24 protein-coding genes are annotated in these 24,619 nt (G+C 63.5%); 11 read left to right on the top strand and 13 right to left on the bottom strand.

Going from position 1 to position 24,619, the window contains the following annotated elements; translation table 11 throughout:
* Window positions 1-19: 19 nt before the first annotated feature.
* The 3 genes from NO357_RS04880 (at window position 20) to NO357_RS04870 (ending at window position 1,660) form a co-directional block, all read left to right on the top strand.
* On the top strand, window positions 20-643 hold the full coding sequence (locus NO357_RS04880) for a hypothetical protein (protein ID WP_306734769.1): 624 nt from the start codon (window positions 20-22) through the stop codon (window positions 641-643).
* Window positions 644-722: 79 nt separating this feature from the next.
* The gene (locus tag NO357_RS04875) at window positions 723-1,433 is read left to right on the top strand and encodes an alpha/beta fold hydrolase (protein ID WP_306734484.1); all 711 of its coding nucleotides are present in this window, start codon (window positions 723-725) and stop codon (window positions 1,431-1,433) included.
* Window positions 1,430-1,660, top strand: coding sequence for a hypothetical protein (locus NO357_RS04870; RefSeq protein WP_306734483.1), 231 nt, complete (start codon window positions 1,430-1,432; stop codon window positions 1,658-1,660). Before NO357_RS04875 ends, NO357_RS04870 begins: the two co-directional genes overlap by 4 nt.
* A 9-nt stretch (window positions 1,661-1,669) precedes the next feature.
* Here the strand turns inward: NO357_RS04870 and NO357_RS04865 are convergent, their stop codons facing one another.
* Together NO357_RS04865 and phaZ are read right to left on the bottom strand one after the other, a co-directional pair.
* Window positions 1,670-2,239 carry a DUF6151 family protein gene (locus NO357_RS04865; protein WP_306734482.1) on the bottom strand — a complete coding sequence of 190 codons (570 nt, stop codon included), beginning with the start codon at window positions 2,237-2,239 and terminating at the stop codon, window positions 1,670-1,672.
* A gap of 392 nt (window positions 2,240-2,631) precedes the next feature.
* Window positions 2,632-3,933 carry a polyhydroxyalkanoate depolymerase gene (gene phaZ / locus NO357_RS04860; protein ID WP_306734481.1) on the bottom strand — a complete coding sequence of 434 codons (1,302 nt, stop codon included), beginning with the start codon at window positions 3,931-3,933 and terminating at the stop codon, window positions 2,632-2,634.
* A 128-nt stretch (window positions 3,934-4,061) separates the two neighbouring features.
* Between phaZ and NO357_RS04855 the strand changes: the two genes are divergently transcribed.
* The 4 genes from NO357_RS04855 to NO357_RS04840 all read left to right on the top strand — a co-directional run bounded on the left by NO357_RS04855 (window position 4,062) and on the right by NO357_RS04840 (window position 8,226).
* A complete protein-coding gene (locus tag NO357_RS04855; RefSeq protein WP_306734480.1) occupies window positions 4,062-5,855 on the top strand; it encodes a PHA/PHB synthase family protein in 1,794 nt (597 codons plus the stop codon).
* A gap of 131 nt (window positions 5,856-5,986) precedes the next feature.
* Window positions 5,987-6,430 (top strand): phasin, PhaP, encoded by a 444-nt coding sequence (locus NO357_RS04850; protein ID WP_306734479.1) that lies wholly within the window; start codon window positions 5,987-5,989, stop codon window positions 6,428-6,430.
* Between the two features lie 147 nt (window positions 6,431-6,577).
* Entirely contained in the window at window positions 6,578-7,138 is a 561-nt protein-coding gene (gene phaR / locus NO357_RS04845) for a polyhydroxyalkanoate synthesis repressor PhaR (RefSeq protein ID WP_306734478.1), read from the top strand.
* Window positions 7,139-7,260: 122 nt separating this feature from the next.
* A complete protein-coding gene (locus tag NO357_RS04840) occupies window positions 7,261-8,226 on the top strand; it encodes a LysR family transcriptional regulator (protein WP_306734477.1) in 966 nt (321 codons plus the stop codon).
* A gap of 5 nt (window positions 8,227-8,231) precedes the next feature.
* Here the strand turns inward: NO357_RS04840 and NO357_RS04835 are convergent, their stop codons facing one another.
* The 4 genes from NO357_RS04835 to NO357_RS04820 all read right to left on the bottom strand — a co-directional run bounded on the left by NO357_RS04835 (window position 8,232) and on the right by NO357_RS04820 (window position 12,824).
* Window positions 8,232-9,131, bottom strand: a complete 900-nt coding sequence (locus NO357_RS04835) for an aminotransferase class IV (RefSeq protein WP_306734476.1) — start codon at window positions 9,129-9,131, stop codon at window positions 8,232-8,234.
* A gap of 104 nt (window positions 9,132-9,235) precedes the next feature.
* Window positions 9,236-10,474, bottom strand: coding sequence for a DegT/DnrJ/EryC1/StrS family aminotransferase (locus NO357_RS04830; protein WP_306734475.1), 1,239 nt, complete (start codon window positions 10,472-10,474; stop codon window positions 9,236-9,238).
* 147 nt (window positions 10,475-10,621) lie between these two features.
* On the bottom strand, window positions 10,622-11,404 hold the full coding sequence (locus NO357_RS04825; protein WP_306734474.1) for an aldolase/citrate lyase family protein: 783 nt from the start codon (window positions 11,402-11,404) through the stop codon (window positions 10,622-10,624).
* A 10-nt stretch (window positions 11,405-11,414) separates the two neighbouring features.
* Window positions 11,415-12,824, bottom strand: a complete 1,410-nt coding sequence (locus NO357_RS04820; RefSeq protein WP_306734473.1) for a pyridoxal phosphate-dependent decarboxylase family protein — start codon at window positions 12,822-12,824, stop codon at window positions 11,415-11,417.
* Between the two features lie 163 nt (window positions 12,825-12,987).
* Here NO357_RS04820 and NO357_RS04815 point away from each other — a divergent pair, with 163 nt between their 5' ends.
* Window positions 12,988-13,275, top strand: coding sequence for a type 2 periplasmic-binding domain-containing protein (locus tag NO357_RS04815; protein WP_306734472.1), 288 nt, complete (start codon window positions 12,988-12,990; stop codon window positions 13,273-13,275).
* A gap of 78 nt (window positions 13,276-13,353) precedes the next feature.
* On the top strand, window positions 13,354-14,532 hold the full coding sequence (gene nhaA, locus NO357_RS04810; RefSeq protein ID WP_306734471.1) for a Na+/H+ antiporter NhaA: 1,179 nt from the start codon (window positions 13,354-13,356) through the stop codon (window positions 14,530-14,532).
* Window positions 14,533-14,546: 14 nt separating this feature from the next.
* Here nhaA and NO357_RS04805 read toward each other — a convergent pair whose 3' ends face one another.
* The 6 genes from NO357_RS04805 to hmgA all read right to left on the bottom strand — a co-directional run bounded on the left by NO357_RS04805 (window position 14,547) and on the right by hmgA (window position 22,483).
* On the bottom strand, window positions 14,547-16,490 hold the full coding sequence (locus NO357_RS04805) for a cation:proton antiporter domain-containing protein (protein WP_306734470.1): 1,944 nt from the start codon (window positions 16,488-16,490) through the stop codon (window positions 14,547-14,549).
* A gap of 345 nt (window positions 16,491-16,835) precedes the next feature.
* On the bottom strand, window positions 16,836-17,030 hold the full coding sequence (locus NO357_RS04800; RefSeq protein WP_306734469.1) for a DUF2783 domain-containing protein: 195 nt from the start codon (window positions 17,028-17,030) through the stop codon (window positions 16,836-16,838).
* A gap of 4 nt (window positions 17,031-17,034) precedes the next feature.
* Window positions 17,035-18,648 (bottom strand): FAD-dependent oxidoreductase, encoded by a 1,614-nt coding sequence (locus NO357_RS04795; RefSeq protein ID WP_306734468.1) that lies wholly within the window; start codon window positions 18,646-18,648, stop codon window positions 17,035-17,037.
* A 113-nt stretch (window positions 18,649-18,761) separates the two neighbouring features.
* On the bottom strand, window positions 18,762-19,712 hold the full coding sequence (locus NO357_RS04790) for an MBL fold metallo-hydrolase (RefSeq protein WP_306734467.1): 951 nt from the start codon (window positions 19,710-19,712) through the stop codon (window positions 18,762-18,764).
* A 79-nt stretch (window positions 19,713-19,791) separates the two neighbouring features.
* Complete coding sequence (fahA, locus tag NO357_RS04785; RefSeq protein ID WP_306734466.1) at window positions 19,792-21,048, bottom strand: fumarylacetoacetase; 1,257 nt, start codon at window positions 21,046-21,048, stop codon at window positions 19,792-19,794.
* Between the two features lie 79 nt (window positions 21,049-21,127).
* Entirely contained in the window at window positions 21,128-22,483 is a 1,356-nt protein-coding gene (gene hmgA / locus NO357_RS04780; protein WP_306734465.1) for a homogentisate 1,2-dioxygenase, read from the bottom strand.
* A 113-nt stretch (window positions 22,484-22,596) separates the two neighbouring features.
* Here hmgA and NO357_RS04775 point away from each other — a divergent pair, with 113 nt between their 5' ends.
* Together NO357_RS04775 and NO357_RS04770 are read left to right on the top strand one after the other, a co-directional pair.
* Window positions 22,597-23,040 carry a MarR family winged helix-turn-helix transcriptional regulator gene (locus NO357_RS04775; protein WP_306734464.1) on the top strand — a complete coding sequence of 148 codons (444 nt, stop codon included), beginning with the start codon at window positions 22,597-22,599 and terminating at the stop codon, window positions 23,038-23,040.
* A 72-nt stretch (window positions 23,041-23,112) separates the two neighbouring features.
* On the top strand, window positions 23,113-23,970 hold the full coding sequence (locus tag NO357_RS04770) for a DMT family transporter (RefSeq protein ID WP_306734463.1): 858 nt from the start codon (window positions 23,113-23,115) through the stop codon (window positions 23,968-23,970).
* A 43-nt stretch (window positions 23,971-24,013) separates the two neighbouring features.
* Here NO357_RS04770 and NO357_RS04765 read toward each other — a convergent pair whose 3' ends face one another.
* Window positions 24,014-24,553, bottom strand: a complete 540-nt coding sequence (locus NO357_RS04765) for a hypothetical protein (protein WP_306734462.1) — start codon at window positions 24,551-24,553, stop codon at window positions 24,014-24,016.
* Window positions 24,554-24,619 lie beyond the last annotated feature (66 nt).

Raw genomic sequence — 24,619 nt, 5'->3', positions numbered from 1 at the left:
GATGCGCAAACCCGGAAGCATGTGGAGCCTCGAGACGCTGGGCCGGGTGCGGCTGTCGGATCATTTCTACATGCGCGAGTTTCTTTATTCCGAGATCGGCAATTTCCACCAGCTCCAGAATATCCCCGACGATCCCGATCTCGCGATTGAGAACGGGCGGGCCTTGTGCACGGTGCTGCTCGATCCGCTGGAGGAGACCTTCGGCCGGGTGGCGGTGCGCTCGGGGTATCGCGCGGCCAGCCTCAATCGCTTCGGCAATGAAAACGGGTTGAACTGCGCCCGCAACGATCATCCGCAGGAATGCCATATCTGGGACCGGGCGAGTGGAGCGGAGGCGATTGCCGGGGCGAGCATCGTGATCCCGTGGTTCGCCGATCAGTATGAAAAGGGGCGGGACTGGCGCGACCTGGCGTGGTGGGTTCACGATCACCTGCCGTATTCCGAGCTCTGGTTTTTCCCCAAGCTCTGTGCCTTCAACATCAGCTGGCGGCCCGCGCCGTGGCGGCAGATCTCGTCCTACATCGCGCCGCGCGGCACGCTTGTGCGGCGCGGGGAGGCGCCGGGCGAGCCGTTGGCGACGCGCCAGGCGCGCTATGCCGATTTCCCAGCCTTCCGTGCGCTGCGCCCGATTGGCGGAGGATAGCGTACCGCGGTGGAATGCCGGTTGACGGCGCGGACCAGATGGCCAAGTTGGGGCCAACGAACAAGGAGCAGGGAATCCCATGAGCGAAGCGCTGGTTCTGGTGCCGGGAATGATGTGTGACGCCCGGCTTTACGGTCCGCAGATCGAGGCGCTGAGCCGCGAGATGAACGTCATGGTGGCCTGCGCCACGCGCGGCGAGCGGATCGAGGAGATCGCCTCGGATATCCTGATGGGCCTGCCGCAGAAATTCGCACTGGCGGGGCTGTCGATGGGCGGCATCATCGCGATGGAAATCCTGCGGCGTGCGCCCGAGCGGGTGACGCGGCTGTGCCTGATGGACACCAATCCGCTGGCCGAGACGCCGCAGAGCGCCGCCGCCTACGAGCCGATGATCGTCGGGGTCAAGGCCGGCAAGCTCGACGAGGTGATGCGCGGGTTTCTGAAGCCGGACTACCTCGCGCCGGGGGCGAAGCGGATGGAGGTGCTGGCGCAGATGCTCGAGATGGCGCAGGCTCTCGGGCCGCAGGTCTTCCTGCGCCAGGTGCGGGCCCTGCAACGGCGTCGCGACCAGCAGTCCACCCTGCGCAAGTGCAAGGTGCCGGCGCTGGTGCTGTGTGGTGCGCACGATGGGTTGACCCCGCCCAAGCGGCACACGTTCATGGCGGAACTTATACCGTACGCGCGGCTGGAGATCCTCGAAGAAGCGGGCCATGTGCCGACGCTGGAGGCCCCCGAGATCGTGACCGGGTTGTTGCGTGAGTGGATGACGCAACCGTTCGTGCTGAAATGAAACACGCGGGGTGGAAGGGCGTCAGGCAATATGCCCGGGCCACCCGGATGTGGGCCCGGCGACATATTCCGCCGGGGTTGCGGCTGGTCCTTGGCCTTGCGCTGATCGTGGGCGGCGTGTTCGGCTTCCTGCCCGTGCTCGGGTTCTGGATGATCCCGCTTGGCATTGCCGTCGCAGCGGCCGATGTCCTGCCGATCTGGCGATGGTGGGCGGGACGGGACCGCTAGCCTGGCCGCTCAGCCGCCATAGGCGGTGCGGCGTTCGTCCCTGGTGAGCACATGCGGCGCAACGACCGGGTGTCCCGCGGCGTTGAAAAACGGGGTGTCGCGCCAGCGGCCCGAGACAAGAGCCCCGAGCATCATCGAACTGATCTTGATGCCGGCCCGGGAGAAGCCGTCGTGCTCGTAGCCGCCGCCGGGCTTGGCCATGAAGGCGCGGGTGGTGATCGGGCCGAGCGGTGCCGTGTCGGAAAGCCGTTTGGCGGGGATGCCGACGAAGGGCAGGCGGCGACTGCGCAGGGTGTTGAACAGCGGTGCGCCACAGCAGCGCGCGTGCCAGCGGAACAGGCCCTTGGGGGACAGCTGGATCAGGGCAAGTTGATCGGCGCCCGCGTCGATGGTCACGCGGTCGGGGGTGGTCTGCCAGATCTCGACGCCGTTTGGTGCCGGATCAGGCTGGCCAAGATGGATCTCGGCGGCACGGCAGTCCGGGCAGTGGCAGACCACGTGGTTGCCGGCCCGCCGCGACGGCACGTCGAGGCGCCCTTTGACATGGCCGCAGGCGCAGGAGAACGCGAGTTCGGTCATCTGCATTCCTAACGTGGCTTTCTTGTGGACTCAGGAAATCCGAAACCGGCCTCGGCGTCCACCCCGGGATTGTCGTGAGTGTTCAGTCTTTAGGGTTCAAGGGAAGGACACATCCGGGGCCGGCCCCCGGGTGTGGTGGACCGGGTGGGAGCGTGCGGCTTGTCTGAGGAACAAGCCGGGCCGGCGGCCCGTGGCGTTGGTCCGGGCCAGCGATGTTCCGGATCAATGTCCGCGCCGGGCCAACTGCGGTTACGCTGAGAGCTTGTTCCGAACGGTTAAGGTATTTCTCGATGTCCCAATGCCGGCGCAAGCGCTTCCTGGCGGGCCGCTGGGCGGCTCGGCGGAGCTTTTCCGGCGATGTCCGGTCAATCCGACCGACAGGCGTGGGTGGCTCAGGCGGCGGCGTTCTTGTTGGCCGCCTTCTTGACCTTGGGCTTACGCGCCGAGGCGCGTGGGCTGGGGCCATCGGCATTGGCGTCGATGAAGTCGAGGACCAGCGGACGGATGTTGTTACGCCAGGACGACCCGGCGAAGATGCCGTAATGGCCAGCCCCCGGTTCGACGTGTTGCGCCTTTTTCTCGTCGGGCAGGCCGGTGCAGAGATCGAGTGCGGCGACGCATTGACCGGGGGCGGAAATGTCGTCCTTCTCGCCTTCGACGGTCTTGACGGCGACAGTGGTGATCTTGCCGATGTCGACCTTGTGGCCGTTGACGACGAATTCGTTCTTGGCAATCTCGCGGTTCTTGAAGACGCGTTCGACGGTCGAAAGGTAGAACTCGGCCGTCATGTCCATCACCGCGAGGTATTCGTCATAGAACCGATTGTGCGGGTCGTGGTCGCCGGCTTCGCCCTGCATCACCCGCATGATCTGGTCGGAAAACGCCTTGGTGTGGCGTTCGCCGTTCATCGACATGAACGAGGCGAGCTGAAGCAGGCCGGGATAGACCATGCGGCCGACGCCCTTGTACTTGAAGCCGACGCGCTGGATCATGGTTTCTTCGAGCTGGCCCATGGTGACGCGGGCGCCGAAATCGGTGACGTCGGTCTGGGCGGCGTCGGGGTCGATCGGGCCGCCGATCAGAGTGAGCGTACGCGGCTGGGCGTCGGGGTCGAGCTCGGCCAGGTAAGCCGTGGCCGCGAGCGTCAGCGGTGCCGGCTGGCAGACCGCGATGACATGGGTGTCGGGGCCAAGCTCTTTCATGAAATCGACAAGGTAGAGGGAATAATCCTCGACGTCGAACTTGCCTTCGGAGACAGGGATGTCGCGGGCGTTGTGCCAGTCGGTGACGTAGACTTCGCAATCCACGAGCAGAGACTTCACGGTCGAGCGCAGCAGCGTGGCGTAGTGCCCCGACATCGGCGCCACCAGCAGCACCTTGCGCGGGTTGGGTTCGCGACCGACCACGTTGAAGTGAATGAGATCGCCGAACGGGCGTTCGACCACGGTGTCGACCGTGACCAGATGGTCCTTGCCATCGGGGCAGACGAACGTGCGAATACCCCAGTCGGGCTTGACCACCATCCGCTGGAAGGTGCGTTCCGTGACCTCGCCCCAGGCGGCCATCCATTGCAGCGCCGGGTTCGGGACCATCGCGAAGCCCGGGTAGGAGGCAAAGGACAGTGCCGTTGCGCCAAGCCACTGGTTGGCGTTGCGGAAGGACTCCATCAGGTCATAGGTGGCCATGTAGCGCATGCGCGTCTCCTTGGTACGGTCGGGGGCTGCCCGATTGCGCGTTCCGGCCCCTCCCACCGTAGGCGCTTTGATTCTTTGTGACAGCACGGTATGCTGCATAGCAGCGAGGATAGGAAAGATTTGTTAAAATGACAACAAAAGACGATGCAGCACCCGAAGCGATTGACAAAATGAATGCAAACCTCGCCCGAGTGGAGGAGCTTTCTCAACGTCTGGTTGCGGCGCTGTCGAAGCGCCAGCCTTCGAATCCCGCGCTGAATGCACCGGATCAAGAGCTGTTCGCCCGTGCCGCGGGGGCTTACTGGCAGCAATGGCTGGAGAATCCGGCGAAACTCTTCGAGGCGCAGGTCGGATATTGGGGCAAGACGGTGGCGCATTTCCTCGAAGCGCAGCAACAATTCCTGAAGGGTGAAACCCAGGCCGAGGTTGAGGAAGAGTTGCAGGACCGGCGATTTGCCAATCCGCTGTGGCAGAGTAATCCCTATTTCAGTTTCGTCCGCCGGCAATACCAGCACAATGCCGAGGCGATCCGCGACGCGGTGGAACACGCCGACGATCTCGACGAGGTCGACCGCAAGCGGCTGCGCTATTTCTCGAACCAAATCATCGACATGATGTCGCCGACCAATTTTCTGGGCACCAATCCCGATGCGCTCGAGCGCGCAGTGGCAACCGAGGGGGAATCGCTGGTTCAGGGGCTGGAGAACCTGGTGGCGGATCTCGAGCGCAACAATGGTGAGATGCTGGTGCGGCTGGCCGACGAGAGCGCGTTCGAACTGGGCGTCAACGTGGCGACGGCACCGGGCGAGGTTGTCTTCCGAAACCGGATGATGGAGGTGATCCAGTACAGCCCGGCGACCGACGAGGTGCACGCCACGCCGATCGTTATCTTCCCGCCCTGGATCAACAAGTTCTACATCCTCGACCTCAAGCCCGAGAATTCGCTGATCCGCTGGATCGTCGATCAGGGCTACACGCTGTTCGTGGTGAGTTGGGTGAACCCCGGGCCGGAATACCGCGATGTCGGCATGGGCGACTATATCGAGGAAGGCTTCCTCGAAGCGATCCGGGTCGCCAAGGAGATCACGGGCCAGAAACAGGTGAATGCCGTGGGATATTGCATCGCCGGCACCACGCTGAACCTGACGCTGGCGCTTCTGAAGAAGCGTGGCGACAAGTCGATAAAGTCGGCCACGTTCTTCACGGCGCTGACCGATTTCTCGGACCAGGGCGAATTCGTTCCCTTCCTGCAGGACGATTTCATCGACGGGATCGAGGAAGAGGTCGGGCAGATGGGCATCCTGCGCTCGTTCATCATGAGCCGGACGATGTCGTTCCTGCGCTCCAACGACTTGGTCTATCAACCCGCGATCAAGAGCTACATGATGGGCGAGACGCCGCCCGCTTTCGACCTGCTTTACTGGAACGGCGACAGCACCAACCTGCCGGCGCGGATGACGATGGAATACCTGCGGGCACTGTGCCAGAAGAACGCCTTCGTCACCGATGGAATGGAATTGTGCGGCGAGACCCTGCATATCCGCGATGTCGAGGTGCCGTTCTGCGCCGTGACCTGCGAGACCGACCATATCGCGGCGTGGAGGGATTGCTATCGCGGCATGCAACAGGCGGCGTCGAAGCAGAAGACCTTCATCCTCAGCCAGTCGGGCCACATCGCCGGCATCGTCAATCCGCCGTCGAAAAAGAAATACGGTCACTATACCAATGACGACCTGAGCCTCGACCACGCCGCCTGGCGCGAAACCGCAACGTTCCATGACGGCTCGTGGTGGCCGCGCTGGGAAGCCTGGCTGCGCCGGCGTTCGGGCAAGATGGTTCCGGCCCGTATTCCCGGCGATTCGGACTACAAACCGCTCACCCCGGCACCCGGAACCTATGTGAAGGTCAAGGCAAGTAACTGATTTTGAAGGCTTAGCGGTCTTTTTTCTGCACTGCAGCAAAAACACTTGAAATGCTGCAGTGCAGAAAGTATATTCTTTGCAGAAGCAGAAACGCGCACCCTGCGCACCACGCAAACGCAAGGAATTAACCCATGGCAAAGACGCAAGACTTCACCGCCCTGATGAAAGACATGATGGGCGCTTTCCCGGTAGACACCGCTACCTTCGAGAAGACGTTCAAGAACCAAGCAACTCTGAATGAGAAACTCACCGGTGTTGCCCTGACCGCCGCCGAGAAATCGACCGAGATCTCGAGCAAGTGGACCAAAGAAACGCTCTCCAAGCTTTCGGAAATGTCGAAAGCCAAAGCCGAGCCGGCCGACTATGCCAAAGCCATGACCGAGTTCGCTTCGGCCACCGCCGAAGCCGCAGCCGAGAACATGGCGGCCTTCGCTGAAGTTGCCAAGAAGGTCCAGATGGACACCGTTGAGCTGCTGATGGCGGCCGGCAAGGACGTCTCGGAAGAGGCCACCGCCGCGATGAAGAAAGCCACCGACGACGTGACCACAGCGGCGAAAAAAGCCACCGCGAAGTAAGGCACACACTTTCGCACCTCTTTCTCCCTCTCCTCCCAAACGGAGGTGCGATGCAAGTGAAGGGCGGGCCCGGGTGGCTCGCCCTTTCCTTTTTTTCTGCACTCGCGTAAGCTGCAGCGCAGCGCGCGTTTCCGGGGAGGGATACTCTTGGCCGACACTGACAAACCTTTGCTTATCAAGCGATATGCGAGCCGCCGTCTCTACAACACCGAGACCAGCGATTACGTGACGCTCGACGATATCGCCGGGTTCATTCGCGACGGCCGGGAAGTGCAGATCGTCGATCTCAAGACCGGCGACGATCTGACCCGGCAATACCTGTTGCAGATCATCGCCGAGCACGAAAGCCGCGGCGAGAACGTGCTGCCGGTATCGGTGCTCAACGATCTTGTGCGCAGCTACACCACCCAGGCGACAAGCGTCGTGCCACAGTTCTTGCAGGCCAGTTTCGAGATGCTGCGCGACGGCCAGTCGAAGATGATGGAGAACATGGGCAAGATGAACCCGATGGCCCAGATGCCCGGGTTCGAGGCGATGCAGGCGCAGCAGGAGGCATTCATGAAGGCGATGACCGGTGCCTGGGGGAGCGCCGCCAAGACCAGCGGGTCCGAGCCCGAGTCGGAGACGGAAGACGGTGGCGAGGAGCTGGACGATATCAAGAAGCAACTGGCCGAGTTGCAGTCAAAGCTTTCCAAACTCGACAAGTAGACCCGGCTGCGCGTGTCCCGCAATAGCGCATTCACCCGCCGGACCGAACGCGGTTTCACTGAAAACGCTGCCTCGGTCCGGCCGGTGAATACATTACTTCCTATGAAGCGAGGCCCGCTCTGATGGCACTGGGCTCGGGCAAGATCACCCTCTGGGGGATCGAGGTTTTCGTGGCAACGGCCGAGGAACATTCGATCTCGGCCGCGGCACGGCGACTGGGGGCGTCGCCCTCGGCGGTGTCGCAGCAGCTGACCAACCTGGAAGCCGCGATGGGCGTGACGCTGCTGGAGCGCAATGCCCGGCCGGTGCAGCTGACCCCGGCGGGTGAGACCTTTCGGCGGCGGGCTTCGATTATCCTCGACGAGGCGGCGCAGGCGCGGGCCGAACTGGCGACTGGCGATCTCAGCGCGCTGACGCGGTTCCGGCTGGGCATGATCGAGGATTTCGAGGCCGACGTGACGCCGCAGCTGTTGGCACATATGGCCGGCGAGTTGAAGAACTGCCAGTTCCTGCTCGAGACCGGGGCCAGCCATTTCCTCAATGATCAGCTCGATGCGCGGGCGCTCGACGTGATCGTGGCGGCCGAGATGGGGGCGCCGGCGGACTGGATGGAGGTGCATCCGATCCTGGAAGACGGGTTTGTCGTGGCGGCTCCCAAAGGCGCGGTTGATCGCGGCGGCAATGTGCTGGCGCAGCTGCGGTCGCTGCCGCTGGTGCAATACACCTCGCGGCACTGGATGGGGCGGCTGATCGCCGAGCACCTGGCGCGCCAGAGCCTGACGGTGGCGCACCGTTTCGAGCTCGACAGCTATCACGCCATCCTGGCGCTGGTGGGGCAGGGGGCGGGCTGGACCATTCTGACACCGTTGGCGCTGATGCGGGCGCGGCGCTTCGAGGCGCAGATCGACGTGCTGGAGCTGCCGTTTGCGCCGCTGAGCCGGACCATCAGCCTGACCGCGCGCAGGGGGATCCTGCAGGAGATGCCGGAACAGGTCGGGGCCCAGCTGAAGCCGATCGTGCGCGAGGCGGTGATCGCGCCGGCGGTACGGGCGCATCCCTTCGTCGGCGAGGTTCTGCGGCTGCTCTAAGCCGGTCAGTAACGTACGGGCTGGCTCATCTCGCCACGTTCGAGCAGGGCGAAATAGTCGGCGCGCAGGGTTTTCGCCACCGGGCCCGGGGCATCATTGGAAAACACCCGGTCGTCGACCCGGGCGACCGGCACCGCGCCGCCGGACGAGGTCGACAGGAAGACCTCGTCGGCTTCGAGCAGCTCCGACAGGGGAAGCGGCCGGGTTTCGACGGTAAGGTCGCGCGCTTGGCACAGTTCGATCACGGTGCGTCGGGTGAGGCCATGCAGCACGCCGTGATCCGAAGTCACCACGGTGTCGCCCTTGAGCGCGAAAACGTTGAACCCGGGACCTTCGGTGACGTTGCCGTGATGGTCGAGCAGGGCGGTGGTGTCGAAGCCCCTTTCCTTGGCCTCGAGAAGGCCGGTGGTGAAATCGCCCCAATGGTAGTTCTTGGCGCGGGGGTTGACGCTGTCCTCGGGGATGCGGCGCGAGCCCTTGGAAATCCACAAGTGGCAGCCGCGGTCGGCAACCTCAGGCTTGATCACGTGGACGTAGGGGATCACCCAGGCATAGAAATGGTTGCCGCAATCGCGCGGGTCGCGAGAGCCGGGGATCAGGGGCACGCCGCGTGAGGCGACCATCGCGACATAGGCCTCGCGCAGGCCGGAGGCGGCGACGATGCGGTGGAGGATCTCGGTGATCTCGGCATCGGTCTGCGGGATCGTGAGCTTCAGGGTGTCGACGGACTGGCGGAAGCGTTCGAGATAGTCGGGCAGGCGGAAGAAGGCACCGTTCCAGACCGGCACAACGTCGTAGGTGATATCGGAATGGGTCAGGCCCCAGTCGAGGACCGAGATTCTCGCCTCGGCAATCGGAAGGATGTCGCCGGCCATCCAGGCGGCGCCTTGGGCGAATTCGTTCATTGCTGCCTCGTGTGGTTGGTCGCGGCGAGCCTGCCCGAAGGTTTTCCGCCTGGCAAGCGTCGAGGCGCCGTGGCCTGGTCCGGGATGAGTGTGCCCCGGCGGGGTCAGGTGCCGTAGGCGCGGGCTTGGGCCATGACGTCTTCGACAGCGCGCGTTAGCGCATCTGCGATTTGGTCGCATTGCGCGAGCGTGAGGCGTGCCGGCAGGCGGACATCGCAGGCGCGCATCAGCATGGCACGGGTTTTCGGCAGCTCGGGCGCCGGGCCGGGGATGAATTGCCAGTTCCAGAAGGCACGGGCATTGTCGGCGCTGAGCCCGAAGACCTGAACCTTGATGCCACGGGCCTCGGCAGCCGCGGCAAAGGCGACGGTTTCGGCGTCGCTCATATTGACGAGGTTGAACTGGATCGAATCCGGGGCCCGGTCCTCGGGGCCGAGATTCTCGGGCACGCTGAGCCAGGGCGACGAGTTGAGCCGCGCTGCGACGTGGGCGTGGTTGCGGCGGCCATCGCGGACGCGGCGCGACACTTCGGCGAGTTGCGGGCGCAGCACCGCGGCTGAGAGATTGCCCAGGCGCAGGTTGTAGAGCGGCAGACGGTTCTGCCAACGCGAAAACGCCTGTTCGAGTTCGGCGGAATTGTCGGCCCTGTTCATGTGTTTGCGCCAGTTGTGCTCATAGGCACCCGACATGATCACGGCGCGCGCTACCAGATCGGCGTCATCGGTGATCAGAATGCCGCCTTCGCCCGAGTTCATCAGCTTGTAGGACTGGAAAGAGAAGCATCCCACCCGGCCCAGCGTGCCGATCTTGCGACCGTGCCACTCAGTGCCGAGCGAATGGGCGGCGTCTTCGATCACCGGAATGCCACGGGCGTCGCACAGCGCCAGGATGGCGTCCATGTCAGAGGTGTGGCCGCGCATGTGCGAGATGATCACGGCGGCGATGTCCTGATCCAGTCGGGCGGCGAAATCGTCGATGTCGATGCGGTAGTTCTCGCCGACCTCGCACAGGACGGGGATGCAGTCGGCATGCACCACCGAGGAGGGCACGGCGGCAAAGGTGAAGCCGGGGATCAGCACGCGGGCGTCGCGCGGCAGGTCGAGCGCCTTGAGCGACAGGAACAGCGCGGCCGAGCACGACGACACGGCAAGAGCGTATTTTGTCCCCATCATCGCGGCAAACTCGCGTTCGAGAAGCGCGACCGGCGCGTCTTCCGGCGCGGTATAGCGGAACAGGTCACCGGAGGAGAGCAGACGGTCGATCTCGGCGCGGGCGGCCTCGGGGATCGGTTCAGAGTCGTAGACGTTGGGGGCGGGGGCCTGTGCCTGGGTCTCTCTGCGCATGTGTATTTCGGCTTATCTGAAAGTTACTTTCGGGAAATCTAAATGAAACGACCCGGGTTGAAAAGCATGAATCGCGCCGTGCCCCGCTGATATCCGGCCAGCGGGGCACGCGTTCCAAGGATCATGACAAACGCGGGGCAGAGCGGGTTACTCTGCGCCCAGCCGGTCGGTCCAGAGCTCCATGGCGGTGCGGGCGGCGCGGGCAAGCAGCATCACGTCGATGCCGACGGCGAGGAACTGCGCGCCCCAACCATGATAGGTCTGCGCCGTGGCGTCATCGGTGGCGAGAATGCCGGCCGCCTTGTCGGAGGCGGCGATTCGGGCGAGGGCCGATCGGATCGTATCCTGCACGTCCGGGTGCCCGGCATCGCCGGGGTGGCCCATGTCGGCGGCAAGGTCGGCTGGGCCGATGAAAACGCCGTCGATACCATCGGTGGCGAGGATGGCGTCGAGATTGCCCAAACCCCTGGCGGTCTCGACCTGTACCAAAAGGCAAACCTGATCGTTGGCGGTGGCGATGTAGTCGGGAATGGCCGAGAACCGCGAAGCGCGGGCCAGCGCAGCGCCGGCACCGCGGATGCCTTGCGGCGGATAGCGCATGGCGCGGGCGAGAAAGGCGGCCTGCTCGCCGGTCTCGACCAGCGGCACCAGAACGGTTTGTGCGCCGGCGTCGAGCACTTGCTTGATCAGCCATTCATTGCCCACCGGTAGGCGGACGACGGCATGGGACTGTTTTCCGTCGAGTACCTGGAGCTGGTGCATGATGGTCTGGAGATCGTTCGGTGCGTGTTCACCGTCGATCACGAGCCAGTCGAAATTCGCCGTTGACAGAACCTCGGTGGCGTAAGGGTCGGCGAAGCCGGCCCAGCAGCCGATCTGGGTTCTGCCAGCCCGGAGGGCGGCTTTGAAACGGTTTTCAGGGGCGGGCATGGTGGTTCCTTCAGAGGCTGGCGGCGATCTCGGTAATCACGTCGTAGGCGGTGGCGATGTCGTCTTCGGTGGCGTCGAACTGGCCGGCCTGAAAGCGGATCACGAGCTTGCCGTCGGTGCGGGTCTGGGTGATGTAGATCCGGCCGTCATTGTTGAGCGCGTTGACGAGGGACAGGTTGAGATCATCCAGGTTATCAGCGCCTTGCGGGGCGAAGCGAAAGGTGAAAAGCGACAGGACCGGATCCGTGACGATCTCGAAATCCGGATGCGCGCGGAATTTCTCGGCCAGCGCCTGGCTCCAGGTGACGTGGTTACGGATCATATTGCGCAACCCGTCGAGACCGTAGGCGCGCAGCAGGAACCACAGTTTCAGGGCGCGGAATCGGCGGCCCAGCGGTACCGACCATTCCGAATAATTGATGATGCCGTCGGCCCCGTGGGTCTTGAGGTATTCCGGCTGGATCGCGAGCGTGCGGGTGAGATCTTCGGGCGAGCGCACGAAATGTGCCGAAAGATCGAACTGGGTGCCGAGCCATTTGTGCGGGTTGAGCACGACGCTATCTGCCCGGTCGACCCCTTGCCACAAGTCGCGGAATTCCGGACAGATCATCGCCGACCCGGCCCAGGCGGCATCGACATGGGTGTAGAGGTTGAATTCCTCCGCTACGTCGAGCACCGCGGCGATGTCGTCGCAGGCGCCGGTGCCGGTGCCGCCGGTACAGGCGATCAGGCCAGCAGGCAGCAAACCGGCGGCGCGGTCGGCCTCGATCGCGGCTTTCAGCGCGACGGGGTCCATCGAGCGCAGCGGCCCCGTGGTCGGAATGCGCACCAGATTGGCCTCGCCGATGCCGGCGATCCAGATGGCGCGGTCGATCGAGGTGTGGACCTCGGCGCTGGCATAGATGCGTAGCGGTTTCTGGCTTGGCAGGCCGGATTTGTTGCCGTCCCAGTTCAAGGCGCGCTCGCGCATGGTGAGTACGGCGGCCAGCGTGGCCGACGAGGCGCTGTCCTGGATGACTCCGTGGAAGCCTTGCGGAAGGCCCAGCGCCTGGCGCAGCCAGTCCATCATCCGGGTTTCCATTTCGGTTGCCGCCGGGGAGGTCTGCCAGAGCATGCATTGCGCCGAGGTCGCCGCGATCAGGTTGTCGGCCAGCACCGCCGCCGGGGAGGCGTTCGAGGGGAAATAGGCGAAGAAACGCGGGTGCTGCCAATGGGTCATGCCGGGCATCACGATGCGTTCGAAATCGGCGAGGATGTCTTCGATCGGTTGAGGCGCGTCCGGCGGGGAGGCCGGGAGCTGAGCCGCGATCTCACCGGGTTTGGTCTGGGCCCGCACCGGGCGGTCGCGCAGGGTGGCATGGTAATTCGCGGCCCAGTCGGCGGCCCACTTGCCCCATTTCGGAAAATCGCTCCACCGCATCGCAGCCTCCATTTAGTTAACGTGTAAACTATATGCGCCGCGGCGCCTCTGCAAGTGTGATCTGCGCTTTACCCATGATCAAGGCGAGGTCGTGAGAAACAATTTTTAATCAAAAATATAGCCAGTCAGGAACGCGCTCTGTTTCATATGAGAGGCGGAGGAAATGAGAACGCTTTTCTTGATTGCGGCAATCACGGCGCTGCGGGACGGTGCGGTAGATGTTGTTGTCGGGCCGCGCGCAGTGCTCGTGCCGATCATGCTCGAGTCGAAAGGGGTGTTTGACTATAACTACGAACCCCAAAGCTACGAACTGGGCCGTGCCGCCGTGTTCCGGGCCCATGATGTCGACCGGCGCTTTGCCTTCGAGGATGCACTGTATGACATGAGCAAGGATGGCAGCCTGGGCGACCTGGTGTTCAAGTGGTTCGGGTATAGTGCAAATCCAGGATAACAATATTTACCTTCTCAGACCGTTGAAAAAGGCCGCGCGCGCAATACCTAACTGAAAACATCAGAAAGGGAGGGACGCGTGGCCCAGAAAGTCTTGGGGATTCCATCCGACATATTTGCAGGACTTTTGCTGGCCACGGCGGCGCTGGCGGGCATCCTGTTCGAAAACATCTCGGCTCTGGCGCCATATTACGACGCGCTGCTCGGGGAATACGCGACGGTCGCCGTCGCCGATCTGGAAATCTCGAAACCGCTTCTACTGTGGATCAACGACGGGTTGATGGCGGTGTTCTTCCTGCTGGTCGCGCTAGAGATCAAACGTGAGGTCAAAGCCGGCGCCCTGTCGAACTGGCAGGCGGCGGCGCTGCCGGTCTACGGCGCCTTGGGCGGCATCGTGATCCCGTCGCTGATCTTCCTGGCCATCGTCGGGATCGACAGCGCCGAGGCGCGCGGCTGGGCCATTCCCGCGGCGACGGATATCGCCTTCGCCCTGGGTGTTCTGAGCCTGTTTGGCAACAAAGTCCCACCGGTACTGAAGACCTTTCTTCTGGCACTTGCGGTGGTGGACGACCTTGCCGCCATCGTGATCATCGCACTGTTCTATACCTCGTCGTTGTCTGTAATGGCGTTGAGCATCGCAGCGGTTTGCCTGGCAGTGCTGCTGGCGATGAACCTTCTGGGGTCGCGCAACTGGCTGGGCTATTTCATCGTCGGGCTGATCTTGTGGACGGCGGTGCTGAAATCGGGGGTCCATGCGACCCTGGCCGGCGTGGCCCTGGGCTTTGCCATTCCGTTCGAGCGCGACGGCCGGGGGCGGTCGCTGGCGCTCGATACCGAGCACGAGCTGCATCCCTGGGTGAGTTTCCTGATCCTGCCGGTCTTTGCCTTTGCCAATGCCGGGGTGCCGTTGGCCGGGCTTTCGCTCGAAACGCTGATGCATCCGCTGTCGCTTGGCGTGGCCGCCGGGCTTTTCGTCGGCAAGCAACTTGGTGTATTCGGCGTGGTCTGGCTGGCGGTGCGCTCGGGGCTGGCGACGCGTCCCGAGGAACTGTCCTGGCGCAAGCTCTATGGCGCGGCCTGTTTGGCCGGCATCGGCTTTACCATGTCGCTGTTCATCGGCTCTTTGGCCTTCACCGATGTCGAAAGCCAGAACGCGGTGCGGATCGGGGTGCTGAGCGGATCGATCCTGTCGGGTCTTCTGGGCGCCATTGTGCTGAGTCAGGCCCGGGTGGTGCGTCCGGCGCGGATAGAGGCGTGATCCGCGCCTGAGTGTCAGGCCTTGTCGGCCTCGGCGCTCTCGCGGATGGTTGCCATCCTGTCACCGAGTTCCTTTTGCCAGGGATCGAGCATTTCGCGCACCTTGGCGACATATTCCTCGTTCTCGTGCGGCGGGACGCCGGGCTTGTGCACCTGGGCCACTTCGAGCATGGCGCGGCGGTCGGTGTCGTTGAATTCATCGATCATGCGCTCGGCGACGGGGCGGTCGATGCCTAAGGCTTCGAAGGCCGAGCGGCTCATCCGCAGCGTGCTGTCATAGGTTTCGCGGATGATGTCGCGGCAGCCGGCGAACCACAGGTCATAGACGTGATCGCGGTCGACGGCGCGGGCGATGACATGCACATGCGGGTAATTCGAGGTCACGTATCGGGTGAGTTCGGTGATCTTGTCGCGATCGTTGATGGCGATGACGAAAACGCGGGCGTCATGGATGCCGGCGGCGTGCAAGAGGTCGGGTCGGGTGGCGTCGCCGTAGTAATGCTTGACCCCGAAGCGGGCCATGATGTCGAGCCGGCGGGCGGAATAGTCGATCACAGTGGTCTTGTAGCCGGCGGCTTCGAGGACGCGGTTGACCAGACCGCCGATCCGGCCGGCGCCGGCGATCAAGATATGGCTGTCGCCGGGCATTTCGTCCGCATCACGCTCTTCTTCAGCCGAATAGCGCGGGGCGATGACCCGGTCGTAGAGGATGAAGAGCGCGGGCGTGAGCAGCATCGAGAGCGCTACGACGAGCAGCAGCTGGTCGGCCAAGGCGGCCGGGATGACATTGTTGGCGACGGTGAAGGTGAGCAGCACAAAGCCAAACTCACCGGCCTGGGCGAGACCGAGGCCCAGGAGCCACTTGTCGGCCCCGCGGAGTTTGAAAATGCGGGCGAGCAGCAGCAGGACCAGGCTTTTCAGGGCCATCAGGCCGAGCGTGAGCGCGAGGATGCTGGCGATGTTGTCGAACAGCAGCGCGAAGTTGATGCCCGCGCCCACGGTCATGAAGAACAGGCCCAGCAGCAAGCCCTTGAACGGGTCGATGTCGCTTTCCAGCTCGTGGCGGTATTCGGAATTGGCCAGCACCACGCCAGCGAGGAAGGTGCCCAGCGCGGGGGAGAGGCCGACGAGGCTCATCAGGAGCGCGATGCCGATCACCATCATCAGCGCGGCGGCGGTGAACAGCTCGCGCAGGTTGGCGGCCGAGATGAAGCGAAAGATTGGCGAAGTCAGGAACGAACCGCCGACGATGACGGCGGCGATGGCAGCGAGCGTGGCGAGCGCGGTCTGCCAGCCATTGAGGCCGTCGACCAGGCTGAGGCCGGGGCCGTGATCGCCGCCGCCATGGTCGTAGGTCGCGTGCGGGTCATCGCCGTGGGCCGGGGCCTCGGCATGGGTCGTGGGCACGGCGTGGTCCGTCACATGGGCGGCCGTGTCCATCAGCTCGGGTATCGCCAGGAGGGGGATGAAGGCCAGCATCGGGATGACGGCGATGTCCTGGGTGAGCAGCACCGAAAAGCTCGATTGCCCGCCATCGGATTTCATCAGCCCCTTTTCGTTGAGGGTTTGCAGCACAATGGCGGTGGAGCTGAGCGCAAAGACAAGGCCGATGGCAAGCGCGACGGTCCAGGGCTGCCCCAGAACCATCGCGACGCCCATCACGGCAAGCGCGGTGATGCCGATCTGGCCACCGCCGAGGCCCATGAGGCGCAGGCGCATCTCCCACAGCATCTTCGGCTCAAGCTCGAGTCCGACCAGAAACAGCATCATCACCACGCCGAATTCGGCGAAATGCTGCAGCGAGATCACATCGACATGGAGGAGCGCGAGAAGCGGGGAAATCACAATCCCGGCAATGAGATAACCCAGCACTGAGCCGAGGCCGAGGCGAGAGGCGATGGGCACCGAGACGACGCCGGCGACGAGAAAGATGAAAGCAAGGAGGAGAACGTCGGTCATCGGTCACTTGTCCTGTTGCGCGCGGGACCAAGTGAAACGCGGTTTGACGCGTCGCGCAAGTCGCGGGGCCTTGCGGAACGCGCCAAATGGGGCCGGTGGGATGACGCGTGGAGGCTGGTGCCGGCCTTCAGTCAATGCCGCAGGCACCGACACAAGCGTTTTGACCGGCCGTGCGACCGCCGCTCCGCTCGCCCGGGTGATGTTTTGGAGAATGCCTAGGTCTCAAGGACTTGGCTGGGATCAGGTGCCTTGCCGAGACGTTGCTTCGCCACCCCGCGGGTCGGCGAGCGAACGGGCCGCCATCAATGGTCGCAGCAAGCCACACCCATCCTTCGGAGCTGCAACCTAAGCCTTTGGTTTTGCGGCCTCGATTGCCGCCGACAGCACCCCGCGGTCGCCGATATGGTTGGCCAGAACAAGGATCAGGCGCGCGTTGAGCGCGTCGCTGTCTTCTTTTGACAGCGGTTCGTGCGCGGCCAGAAGCTCGGCATAGAAATCGTCGGCGCCGTCGATATTGGGCGTGAGGTTGAGCTCGCTCATCGGATCACTCCTTGGCCGTGGCGCGGCGCAGGGCGGCGCGGAAGAGGGTTTCGTTCCAGATATCGCGGCGGGCGGCGACGTGTTGATCGGGGCGGATCAGATAGACAGCCGAGTCCGCGGTGCCGAGATAGCGCTGCTTCAGCGCCAGAGTCTTGTCGTCGGTCACCGAAAGCGCGAGCCGTTCGACCTTGATACCGTCTTCTTCGAATTCATCTGGTGCATCCGCGTCGATGGTCAGCAGCGTGAAACGGTTGGCCAGTTGCGGCAGCAGGTAGTCGTCGCCCAGCGGCACGTCGGGGCAGGGCGAGCCCGGCCGGGTGCGTGATGGCCCGCCTTCGAGCGCGTCGGCCGAATTGAGCGGCGAGCCGTCATAGGTACAGGGCACGCTGAGCCGGCCCGAATTGACCAGCGGGCGGGCGAAGTCGTAGTGCTCGCTGAGATCGAGCACCGCGTCGCGCAGGATGCGGGACATCTCGGATTTCGGCGTAATGAAATCGGTGGACCGGGTCGAGTTGAGGATGTTTTCGTCAGCGCCGTGGATGCGCTCGGAATCATAAGTTTCGAGCAGCGCCTCGGGGGCCTTGCCCTCCATCACCAGCTTGAGCTTCCAGATCAGGTTGTCGGTGTCCTGCAGGCCGGAATTGGCGCCGCGGGCGCCGAAGGGCGAAACCTGATGGGCGGCGTCGCCGGCAAACAGCACCCGACCGTGGCGGAACTTTTCCATCCGGCGGCACTGGAAGGTGTAGATCGAGGACCATTCGAGTTCGTATTGCACATCTTCGCCCAGCATCGCCTTGAGGCGGCGGTCGATGTTTTCGGGCTTGAGTTCTTCGTCCTTGTCGATGTCCCAGCCGAGCTGGAAGTCGATCCGCCAGACATCGTCGGGCTGTTTGTGCAAAAGCGCCGATTGGCCCTTGTTGAACGGCGGGTCGAACCAGAACCAGCGCTCGGAGGGAAAATTGGCCTCCATGATCACGTCGGCGATCAGGAAGTTGTCTTCGAAAACCCGGCCGACGAAATCGAGACCGAGCATACGGCGGGTGGGCGAACCGGCGCCGTCGCAGGCGATCAGCCAGTCGGCTTCCATCGTGTAGGGGCCTTCGGGGGTTTCGATTTCGAGCCGGACATGGTCGTCATGGCTGCCGATGGCTTCGACCCGGTTTTTGCCGCGGATCTCGATCGGCGCGCCCTGGCCCTGCAGCTCGCGCACCCGGTTCACCAAGTATTCTTCGAAATAGTATTGCTGCAGGTTGATGAAGGCGGGGAACTCGTGGCCGTCTTCCGGCAGCAGGTCGAAGCGATAGACCTCGCGGTCGTCGAAGAAGACCTTGCCGACATCCCATTCGACGCCCTTTTCCACCATCTCGTGGCCGCAACCGAGGCGGTCGAGAATCTCGAGCGGCCGCTTGGCGAAGCAGATGGCGCGCGAGCCGAAGGAGACCTTGTCATTGTCGTCGAGGATCACCACGGGGATGTCCGATTGCGCCAGGTCGATGGCGGCGGCCAGCCCGATCGGGCCAGCGCCGATCACCACCACCGGGTGACGGACGGGCACGGAGGCGTCCTGATCGGCTGACCGTTCATAGCGGTAAAGCGGTACTTCGAAGATCTTGTTCATGGTCTCTCCTCGGGGCGGCGGGCGCAGATACGGCGAGCATCTCACGCCAGGGTTTCGTTTCCCTTGATCTGCGTCAGAGCCGGGACTCGCGATTTATCCAAGAAAACTCACATTCATCCCTGCAGCTGTTCCCACATTTCCAGATCGCGCTGGGCGGTCCAGATCCGCGGCGTGTCGATGCCGCGGGCCTCGTCATAGGCGCGGGCGACGTTGAACGGCAGGCAGTGTTCGTAGATCGCGTAGTCGGCGAATTTCGGATCGCATTCGGCGCGCACCGCGTCCCACGCCTGTTTGAGGCTGCCGCCGCGGGCGGCGACGCGGGCCGCCGGGCGGAAGGTCGACTCGACGAAATCGCGGGTGTTTTCGATGGCGGCGTTGACCATTTCCTTGCCCACCAGCGCATCGCCGCGGCCCGGCGCGATGGCGTCGACATCGAACCACTTGATTGCGTCGAGCGTGTCGCCCCAGTCGCCGAAGTGACCGTCGCCGCAATAGCAGGCCGAGTGGTATTCGACGATGTCGCCGGTGAACATCACGTTCTGGTCCGGCACGTGGATCACCGCGTCGCCGGCGGTGTGGGCGCGGCCGAGATGCATGATGTCGACACGGCGGTTGCCCAAGTAGACGGTCATGGCGTCGGAGAAGGTGGTGGTGGGCCAGGTCAGCCCAGGGATCGACTCATGGCCCTCGAACAGTCGCGGGAAGCGCTGGAATTCGCTATCCCAGTCTTCCTGACCGCGTTCCACGACCATGGCGCGGGCGGCGTCGGACATGATGACCTGCGGCGCGCTGAAGGCCGAGGCGCCGAGCACGCGCACGGCGTGGTAGTGGGTGAGGACAACGTGGGAGATCGGCTTGTCGGTCACCTCGCGAATGCAATCGATCACCTTCTGCGCCAGCCGCGGGGTGGCCTGGGCTTCGACCACCATCACGCTGTCGTCACCGATGATAACGCCGGAATTGGGATCGCCCTCGGCGGTGAAGGCATAGAGCCCGTCGCCCACTTCGGTGAAGCTGATTTTCTTTTCCGTCATGTCGCCCTGGGAGGCGAATGCTTTGGCCATGGTGCGTTTCCTTTTGTCGATGCCGCCGGTGGAACGGTAGGATGCCTCCGGCAGGAGTATTTGAAGCAAGATGAAGCAGTTAGCGGGCGTAAGGGTCTTCGAGCGCCGGGAGAACGGTGCCGGTGCAGCTGCCGAAGCCGATGGTGTAACCATCGCCGTGGCACTCCCCGTGCAGGGTGAGCGTATCGCCGTCTTCGAGGAAGGACCGGGTTTCGCCGGTGTCGAGCGTGAGCGGTTCTTTGCCGCCCCAGGAGAGTTCCAGAAGCGAGCCGCGTTCGGGTTTGGTGGGGCCCGAGATTGTGCCGGAGCCCAGCAGGTCGCCGGGATTCATCGGGCATCCGCTGGTGGTGTGGTGCGCCAGTTGCTGCGCCGCGGAGTAGTAGAGCTGGTTGTAGTTGGTGTGCGCGATTTCGGTCGCGGGTTGACCTTCGGGCGCCAGGGTGACCCGGAGGTCGATGTCATAGAGCATCGGGCCGGTATCCTTGAGGTGGTCCAGAAGCTCGAACTCGCGCTCGGGCGTCATGCAGCGGAACGGTTCCAAAGCGTGTTTGGTGACGATCCAGGGGCTGATCGAGGTGGCGGTGGCCTTGGCCTGGAACGGCCCCAGCGGCTGGTACTCCCAGGCCTGGATGTCGCGCGCCGACCAGTCGTTCAGAAGCACGTAGCCGAAGATGTTAGCGTCGGCTTCGTCGACGGTGATCGGGCCGTCCGACGGCTGGCCGACGATAGCGCCCATTTCCAGCTCGAGGTCGAACCGGCGGCAGGGCAGGAAGGCGGGCAGGTCGTGATCGGGCGATTTCAGCTGGCCCCAGGGGCGGCGGATGTCGGTGCCGGAGACCACGACCGAGCTTGCGCGACCGTTATAGCCGATGGGGATGTGCAGCCAGTTGGGCGGCAGAGCGTTTTCGGGGCCGCGGAACATGGTGCCGACATTGAAGGCGTGGTTCCGGCCGGCGTAGAAATCAGTGTATTCGGAGACCAGAAAGGGCAGGTGCATTTCGACCTGCGATTGCGGCACCAGCAGCGGTTCGGCGCGTTCCCGGTCGGGCGAGCCTTCGGCGAGGATCTGGGTTAGACGGTCGCGCAGGGCCGACCAGAGGTCGGGGCCTTCCTCCATCACCTCGTTCCAGAAGGGTACGTCGAACAGCGGATCGTCGGTGACCGAGATGAGGTCGGTTTCCTCGGCTCGCTGGCAGTCGAGGATCATGTCGCCGATGGCGACGCCGCAGCGCGGGTCTAGCGAGTCGGTCGAAAAGACGCCGTAGGGCAGGTTGTTGAGGGGGAAGGGGTGGGTGGCCGAATTGGCGGAGGTCACCCAGGATTTCGCGAGAGGCATGGTGGTTCCTTGTATCGGTTGGCGGGCTGAAGCCCGCCCTGCGTGCGGTGGGTAGGGCGGGCTTCAGCCCGCCACGTATTCACTTCTTACCCGGCGTGCCGTCGAATTTCTTTTCCAGATCGGTCCAGCAGTCGATGTAGTCGTCCTGCAGCGGCGCCTCTTGCGCGGCGAAGGCCGTCAGGTGTTGCGGGAAGCGGGTTTCGAACATGAAAGACATCGTGTTTTCAAGCTTGTCCGGGCCGAGGTTCGAGTTCGACGCGCCCTCGAAGGCGTTCTTGTCGGGGCCGTGCGGGATCATCATGTTGTGCAGGGACATACCGCCGGGGACGAAGCCCTGCGGCTTGGCGTCGTACTGGCCATAGATATTGCCCATCAATTCGGACATGATGTTTTTGTGATACCAGGGCGGGCGGAAGGTGTCTTCGGCAACCATCCAGCGTTCGCGGAACAGCACGAAGTCGATATTGGCGGTGCCGGGCACGCCCGAGGGCGCGGTCAGCACGGTGAAGATCGACGGGTCGGGATGGTCGAAGAGGATCGCGCCGACCGGGCAATATGTCCTTAAATCATACTTGTAGGGCGCGTAGTTGCCGTGCCAGGCGACCACGTCCAGCGGCGACTGGCCGATCTCGGTGACGTGGAACTGGCCGCACCATTTGATGGTGACGGTGGAGGGTGCGTCGCGGTCTTCGAACGCCGCCACCGGCGCCTTGAAATCTCGCGGGTTGGCCAGCGCGTTGGCGCCGATCGGGCCGCGGCCCGGAAGCTCGAACTTTTCGCCGTAGTTTTCGCAGACGAAGCCGCGTGCGGGACCTTCGAGAACTTCGACGCGGTACAGGAGTCCGCGCGGCAGGATGGCAATCTCTTTCGGTTCGAGGTCGATGATGCCGAGCTCGGTGGCAAAGCGCAGCCGGCCTTGCTGCGGCACCACCAGCAGCTCCGAATCGGCAGAGAAGAAATAGGCGTCCTTCATCGAAGCGGTGACGAGGTAGATATGCGAGGCCATGCCGACCTGGGTGTTGACGTCACCGGCGGTGGTCATGGTGCGCATGCCGGTGAGCCAAGTCAGCGCTTCGCCCGAATGCGGCACCGGATCCCAGCGGTATTGGCCGAGGCTGATCACGTCCGGGTCGACATTGGGAGCCGACTTCCAGTAAGGCAGATCGATTTTTTTGTAGCGGTGCGAATGCTTTACCGACGGGCGGATGCGATAGGTCCAGGTCCGTTCCGGCGGGTGGGCGGTGAAGGCCGTGCCCGAAAGCTGTTCGCCATAGAGGCCGTAATTGCATTTCTGCGGACTGTTCATGCCCTGCGGCAGCGCGCCGGGCAGCGCCTCGGTTTCGAAATCATTTGCGAATCCGGGCATGTAGCCCTGGTGCGGCCCCGGCAGCGACGGCGCCTGGGTCAGGGCATGCGGGAAGGTCTGCTTGTTCATTGCGCGTCTCCTGTTTGGCGCGGTTCGCCCCCGGTTCGCGGCGGGATCGGCAAAACGCTTTGGTTGCGCTGTTAACAGTTGAGTTTGTAACTAACAACGGTCAAACTTCGGTTATGAGCATAGCAGATGATTTCGATTTGCAGAACTTTCTGCCTTACCTTCTGAACCAGGCGGCGGAGGAAAGCAGCCTGGCGTTCCAGCAGGTTTACAAAGACCGATACGGCATGCTGCGCACCGAGTGGCGGGTGCTGTTTCACCTAGGCATTTACGGGAGGATGACGGCCAAGGAGATCGGCAGCCGCTCGAAGATGCACAAAACCAAGATCAGCCGGGCGGTGGCCAAGCTGGCGCAGCGCCGGTTCCTGACGCGCGAGCGCGATGCGAACGACCGTCGAGTGGAGTATCTGGAGTTGACCACGGCGGGCCGGCAGGCCTATCGCGACCTGCGCGCGGTGGCGGCGGACTATGACACCAGGTTGACGGCGCGTTTCAGTGCGCAGGAGGCGGAGATGTTGCGAAAACTGCTGCGCAAGCTGGCGGGCGGCGCAGATGGCTGAGGCGATCATACCCGGCGCCGATTCCGCCTATCCAACCACAAGCGCCGGGCAGGACCTGTCGGGGGTTGTCGTATGAGCGACCAGCTGAAGGGCTTGCTGATCACGCTTACGGGCGTGCTGTTCGTGGTGCCGGATTCGCTGTTTGTGCGGCTCATTGGCGGCGAGGCCCTGGTGGTCTCGTTCTGGCGCGGCGCGATCTCGGGGGCGCTGATCCTGGGCTGGGTGCTGCTGTTTCGCGGGATCGGGCCAATTCGGATGGCTCTGGGTACGGGATGGTACGGGCTGGTGTTTTTCGTCGCCACCGGGGGTGCGGGGATACTGTTCGTGCTGGCGGTGAGCCTCACCAGTGTAGCCAATGTCGTGCTGATCATCGCGGCGATGCCGGTCTTCGCGAGTATCTACAGCCGGATATTTCTGGGTGAGCCAATTTCGCCGCGGATGGTGGTCACCATGGCAGCGGTGGCCGTGGGCCTCGCCATCATCGCCTATGGCTCGGGCGAAAACGCCCGTGCACATTGGACCGGTGATCTGTTGGCATTGGGCGTGACGGCGTTGTTTCCGGCCGGGCTGACGGCAGCGCGCAAGGTGCGCCACGTGTCGATGGTGCCGATGGTGGCGATGGGTTATCTCGCCGCATCGGCACTGCTGATGCTGGTGATTTCGCCGCTGGATGTGCCGGCGGGCAAATGGGGCTTCGTCGCGCTGCACGGCGTCTTCATCACCGTCAGCGCCATCGGGCTGGCGCTGGGGCCACGATACATCCCGAGCGCCGAGGTGGGGCTGCTGATCCTGCTGGAGTCGGTGCTGGCACCCTTGCTGGCGTGGGCCGTGATCGGCGAACACCCGGGGGGATGGGCGCTGGCCGGGGGAGCGATTGTCGTCGGGGCGCTGGCGGTGTCGAATACGGTAGCGCTGGCCCGTCAACGATGAGAGTCCGCTGCGCGCTTCGTCCCGAACGCGGGATATCTTGACTTCATTCGATTCGAATCTGACTTTTGCGGCCATCCCGAGCGAGCGACAAACCCAGACTGATGGCGACGAGTCCTTGCCACCCGGTGAAAAACAGAAGGACCAACAGGTCCGTGTCCAGCTGCAGGAAGAGCCCCGCGAGACCGCCGATCAACGTTGTTCGGGTCAAACTCACGAGATTTCGGAAAGGCTGATAAACAAGCGCACAGCCTGCAGCCACGATTCCGGCACCGATCACCCCGCATATTGCGCCGATAGCCTGAAGACCGAAGGTGCGGTCAAAGAGATCCGTGTCGGAAAGAGCAAAGCCTGTATTGACCGCCGCCAGCCAAGACGCGCCAAAAGCGCAGACGACAAATACGCCCCGGCTGAACGAAATGCGAGTGGACTTAACCAGATACGCGGCGACGGCAAGTCCGAAGACGACGCCGGCAAGCCGGTGAAGCTCGGTGTCGATCAGGAAAAATGTCAGTATCCCGGTTGCTGCGCCAAGAGTACCGAGAAAAGCGATCGGGTTTGGGCCCGTTTTAGGGAGGTGGCTCATGTTGTTGAAAGCCCGAGAGAAGAGGAAAATCCCTTCAACCGTACCCGCAAACGCTGCCAGAGAACA

Origin of the sequence: Marimonas arenosa (assembly GCF_030848945.1) — a bacterium.
Classification (GTDB): Bacteria; Pseudomonadota; Alphaproteobacteria; order Rhodobacterales; family Rhodobacteraceae; genus Marimonas; species Marimonas arenosa.
The sequence above is the reverse complement of the archived record's forward strand: the minus strand, read 5'-3'. Positions and strand labels throughout refer to the sequence as shown.

Excerpts from the sequence above, each read along its gene's own strand:
- NO357_RS04880 (WP_306734769.1), top strand. The coding sequence starts at position 20 with ATGTGGAGCCTCGAGACGCTGGGCCGGGTGCGGCTGTCGGATCATTTC.
- NO357_RS04875 (WP_306734484.1), top strand. The coding sequence starts at position 723 with ATGAGCGAAGCGCTGGTTCTGGTGCCGGGAATGATGTGTGACGCCCGG.
- NO357_RS04870 (WP_306734483.1), top strand. The coding sequence starts at position 1,430 with ATGAAACACGCGGGGTGGAAGGGCGTCAGGCAATATGCCCGGGCCACC.
- NO357_RS04865 (WP_306734482.1), bottom strand. The coding sequence starts at position 2,239 with ATGACCGAACTCGCGTTCTCCTGCGCCTGCGGCCATGTCAAAGGGCGC.
- phaZ (WP_306734481.1), bottom strand. The coding sequence starts at position 3,933 with ATGCGCTACATGGCCACCTATGACCTGATGGAGTCCTTCCGCAACGCC.
- NO357_RS04855 (WP_306734480.1), top strand. The coding sequence starts at position 4,062 with ATGACAACAAAAGACGATGCAGCACCCGAAGCGATTGACAAAATGAAT.
- NO357_RS04850 (WP_306734479.1), top strand. The coding sequence starts at position 5,987 with ATGGCAAAGACGCAAGACTTCACCGCCCTGATGAAAGACATGATGGGC.
- NO357_RS04840 (WP_306734477.1), top strand. The coding sequence starts at position 7,261 with ATGGCACTGGGCTCGGGCAAGATCACCCTCTGGGGGATCGAGGTTTTC.
- NO357_RS04835 (WP_306734476.1), bottom strand. The coding sequence starts at position 9,131 with ATGAACGAATTCGCCCAAGGCGCCGCCTGGATGGCCGGCGACATCCTT.
- NO357_RS04830 (WP_306734475.1), bottom strand. The coding sequence starts at position 10,474 with ATGCGCAGAGAGACCCAGGCACAGGCCCCCGCCCCCAACGTCTACGAC.
- NO357_RS04825 (WP_306734474.1), bottom strand. The coding sequence starts at position 11,404 with ATGCCCGCCCCTGAAAACCGTTTCAAAGCCGCCCTCCGGGCTGGCAGA.
- NO357_RS04820 (WP_306734473.1), bottom strand. The coding sequence starts at position 12,824 with ATGCGGTGGAGCGATTTTCCGAAATGGGGCAAGTGGGCCGCCGACTGG.
- NO357_RS04815 (WP_306734472.1), top strand. The coding sequence starts at position 12,988 with ATGAGAACGCTTTTCTTGATTGCGGCAATCACGGCGCTGCGGGACGGT.
- NO357_RS04805 (WP_306734470.1), bottom strand. The coding sequence starts at position 16,490 with ATGACCGACGTTCTCCTCCTTGCTTTCATCTTTCTCGTCGCCGGCGTC.
- NO357_RS04800 (WP_306734469.1), bottom strand. The coding sequence starts at position 17,030 with ATGAGCGAGCTCAACCTCACGCCCAATATCGACGGCGCCGACGATTTC.
- NO357_RS04795 (WP_306734468.1), bottom strand. The coding sequence starts at position 18,648 with ATGAACAAGATCTTCGAAGTACCGCTTTACCGCTATGAACGGTCAGCC.
- NO357_RS04790 (WP_306734467.1), bottom strand. The coding sequence starts at position 19,712 with ATGGCCAAAGCATTCGCCTCCCAGGGCGACATGACGGAAAAGAAAATC.
- fahA (WP_306734466.1), bottom strand. The coding sequence starts at position 21,048 with ATGCCTCTCGCGAAATCCTGGGTGACCTCCGCCAATTCGGCCACCCAC.
- hmgA (WP_306734465.1), bottom strand. The coding sequence starts at position 22,483 with ATGAACAAGCAGACCTTCCCGCATGCCCTGACCCAGGCGCCGTCGCTG.
- NO357_RS04775 (WP_306734464.1), top strand. The coding sequence starts at position 22,597 with ATGAGCATAGCAGATGATTTCGATTTGCAGAACTTTCTGCCTTACCTT.
- NO357_RS04770 (WP_306734463.1), top strand. The coding sequence starts at position 23,113 with ATGAGCGACCAGCTGAAGGGCTTGCTGATCACGCTTACGGGCGTGCTG.
- NO357_RS04765 (WP_306734462.1), bottom strand. The coding sequence starts at position 24,553 with ATGAGCCACCTCCCTAAAACGGGCCCAAACCCGATCGCTTTTCTCGGT.